Here is a 3722-nt window from a genome sequence, read left to right as displayed (position 1 = left end):
GCCCCCCGTCATCAACCCTATTCAAAAAAAATTCAAATGATTTTCAAATCATCATCCTTAAGTGAACAGTATTGGGGCTAAAATAGAATCAGCAGGGTATTTGACTTATTACCCTGCTTCCTGCCAATTTTTTACTTTTGCAATGAATTCTTTCAAAATAGCTTTAGCATCTGTTTCAGACCTTGATTCTACTTGAATAAAGAACGAGGCTTTATATCTATCGGGTTTAATAGCAACATGCGCGCTGCCGCTTTTAAACCGTATCCCGTCCACAAGAATTCTTTGTTTTCTATTGGTATATTCCATCAAACGGCGCATGACAAGACCCTTTTTGCTCCAATTGCAGGGCACGTTTTTACTAACGATTTTCAAACTATACCAACGGCCTTTTATTTTGCCGAGTTGTTTTCCCGTTGTGGCCATAAGTTCAATAATCTTGGCGGCAGCAAACATGGCATCCCCGCCAATCTGGAATCCGGGGAATATCATGCCTCCTTTTGTCCCGCCGACAAAATCGGCGCCGCCTTTGTGGAGCGCATCCATCATAGCCAGATGGTTATCCGGGATTCTTATAACCTCGACATTATGAAGCTTAGCGATAGACTCAACGCCCGAGGAAGCAATAACCGGCACCGCTATGCTTTGGCATTTTTTAGTTTCCAAGAAAAGAGTCAATATCTTTAACAGCAGATGCTGGTTATTAATTTGATTGCCAAGTTCATCAAATACAGTAAGTTTTTCAGCTCCCGGACCGATTTTAAATCCTGCGTCAGCCTTTAATGATTTCACGATAGCAGCAAGTTGTTTAGCAGATTTATTTGCCTCATGCATTCTTTGATATATCCGATCGGGGTCGGGATGCGCATTTAGAGAAACCACATCTATATCTAAAGCTCCCAGAATTGATGGCAATACTCTGGAAGCGCCGCCATATGAGAAATCGATTACAACCTTCATTTTTGCCTGGCTGATAACATCGGTTTGCAATACCTGCAAAAAACCATCGCGATAATATTCGATTACTCTTTCCGGGAATTCGATTTTACCGGTTTGGTACATATTAGCTCTGCGGAAATCTTCCCGTAAAAACAGCCGTTCAATTGATTTGGTTTTCGCTGTCGGGATATCGCTTCCACCAGGCTCGAAGAAGACGATTTCCATATGGTTATCGCTGTCGGGAGATACGCGGGCATATATTCCGCCTGCCTCGATTTGCAGACTTAATTGGTAGCGGAGAACAGGAATTGGGATTGTTCTGAGTTCAGCCACATTGGCTCCGGATGAAATCAGCCCGGCAATTAGCGCGCGCGTTATCATCCGTGATGACCGACTGCCATCTCTGCTGACAATTACTGTTTGATTGTTGCCAACCATCGCGCCATAAGCGGCTCCGAGACGGGAGGCGAATTCGGGGGAAATCTCCACATTAGCAATACCGGTAAGTTTGGAATCAGAAAATAATTCCCGAGTCCAACGTTCGCCCCAGACTAAGCTTGATGATAATATAGCTCCGGCTTCAACTTCTTTATCAGGCCAAACCTTAACATTGGATTTTACTCTTGCCTCACTGCCGACCTGAGCATTATCAGAGATAATCACATTTTCCTCAATCAGGGCATTTTCGCCAATAACAACGCCTTTGCAGATTAACGCCTCCGACAACTTGGATTCGGGTCCAATAGATACATTATCCCAAGTAATCACTCGGTTAAGGTCAGCTTCGCGGGCGATAATCGAATCTTTCCCGACGACCGTATTAAAAAGCTTTGCTCTGGGACCGATTTTTGTCCTATCACCGATTATTACGGTGCCCGAGAAATTTACTTTCGGTGATATCATTGTGTTTTTACCACGCCAGATTGTCGCGCCATCTTTTTCTATAACCTTGCCAAGTGATTCAAGCTTTAAATTTCCATCCAGAAGGTCTTGGTGGGCGGCGAAATACTCATCAGCATTGCCAATATCACGCCAGTAGCCATCAGCAACACAGCCATAAAGTCTTTTTTTATCAGCCAGCATTTTCGGGAAAAGGTCTTTGGAAAAATCAAATTCTGTTGCTTTCGGGATTAAATTCAATACTTCCGGCTCTAAAATATAAATGCCCGTATTAACTGTGTCGGAAAATACCTGCCCCCAAGATGGTTTTTCAAGAAACCGGGTTATGCGGCCATCATTATCGGTTATGACAACACCAAAAGCCAGCGGATTTTCGACCCGGGTTAGAACCATGGTAACCTCTGCCTGCTGATCCTTATGGAATTTAATTGCTTTCGTCAGGTCGATATCCGTAGCTACATCGCCTGAAATTATTATGAACTGTTCATTAAGAAACTTCTGGGCATTTTTTACAGACCCGGCGGTGCCAAAATCAGCCTGCGACATTATATAATTCATCTTAATGCCAAACTTGGAGCCATCCCCAAAATGCTCCTTAATTTGGTCAGCCTGAAAATACAGCAGCGAACAAATATCTTTAAAACCATGTTTCTTGAGAAGCCGAACTAAATGTTCCATTACCGGAACACCGCCCAAGGGGACCATAGGTTTAGGTATATTCAATGTTAACGGTCTCAATCGAGTACCAAATCCCCCGGCCATTATTACAGCTTTCATATAATTATTCCCTTCCTCTTAGGGCAAATTTATTATCAATCGAATATAAAGTCAAATTAAATCTCAAGCGGCAACCATCAATAATATAATATTAACCATCTCTTAATATATCGCTAAACTTTTTAACTACATCGAAAAAATCATTATACGCAAAATAGTTTATATTACTGCTGTCAAGATAGCGGGCTAAATAGCTTTTAGCAAAAACTATATTTGCCTGTTCAGCGCCATGGCTGTCCGAATGGCCGTCGCCTACAAATATTGAGGTTTCATCCGGCAAGGTTAATTCCCTGATTCGCTGTCCCTTGCAGTTCGAGCATTGCCAGCATGTATCTTTGTCATAATAAATAAAATCAGGGATAACCTGCCCATCCTTGATAAGCGTCGGATTATTATAAACCTCAAGATGCGATAAGCCGTATTTTTTTAGTATTGGCAGGATATAAAAATCGAATCCCGCTGATAAAATCGTAAGTCTTATCTGGCGGCTGCGGCAAAATTCCTCGAACTCGATGAAACCATCAGTTAATTTTTGGGAATCGACAAATTGCTTCACCTCATAAGCTGAAGCGGGATTTTCGTTGTATATATCACATTCTTTCTGAAGGCATTCCACGGCGCTGATTTCGCCTTGCCGATATTTAGAAACAATATCGGATGCTTTCCCAAAGGCAAATTTCTCGAAAAAATCATGTCCGACATCATTAATTGTAATAGTGCCGTCAAAATCGACAAAAACATGGTATTTCACCGGTTATTTCTCCAGATTACATTTGCCAGTTTTCTATTTAACGATGATAGCAAACACAAAAGTAAATTGCAAGGAGAGATATACAGGAGCTTCCCCGTTTTTTTTTATACAATCGCAGGTCGGTTTCTCCGCCTTAGGCGGACGAACAAGAAACCCGACACCTTTCGCAGCAATATGCCGCCCTTTCCCTTAGCAAATCACCTGTCACTGTCCAAAATGTCGGGTTTCTCCCTCCGGTCGGAACCCGACCTGCTAAAAATCGCTAAAAGTTTCCCCGTTTTTTCAAAAACTATGATTTCTACTTAGGGTTTGCTGAATAATTCATTTTCAGCAATTTTAATTTTCGGACTGTGGCATT

2 protein-coding genes are annotated in these 3722 nt (G+C 42.1%); both read right to left on the bottom strand.

Annotated features, from left to right (window positions below):
• Window positions 1-108 precede the first annotated feature (108 nt).
• On the bottom strand, window positions 109-2613 hold the full coding sequence (locus J7K40_11965) for an NTP transferase domain-containing protein (GenBank protein ID MCD6163112.1): 2505 nt from the start codon (window positions 2611-2613) through the stop codon (window positions 109-111).
• Window positions 2614-2704: 91 nt separating this feature from the next.
• Window positions 2705-3364, bottom strand: coding sequence for an MtnX-like HAD-IB family phosphatase (locus J7K40_11960; GenBank protein ID MCD6163111.1), 660 nt, complete (start codon window positions 3362-3364; stop codon window positions 2705-2707).
• Between the last annotated feature and the right edge of the window lie 358 nt (window positions 3365-3722).

This window comes from Candidatus Zixiibacteriota bacterium, assembly GCA_021159005.1.
Lineage (GTDB): Bacteria > Zixibacteria > MSB-5A5 > UBA10806 > 4484-95 > JAGGSN01.
Note: the sequence above shows the minus strand (reverse complement) of the source record. Positions and strands in the feature narration are given on the sequence as shown.

Excerpts from the sequence above, each read along its gene's own strand:
- J7K40_11965 (MCD6163112.1), bottom strand. The coding sequence starts at position 2,613 with ATGAAAGCTGTAATAATGGCCGGGGGATTTGGTACTCGATTGAGACCG.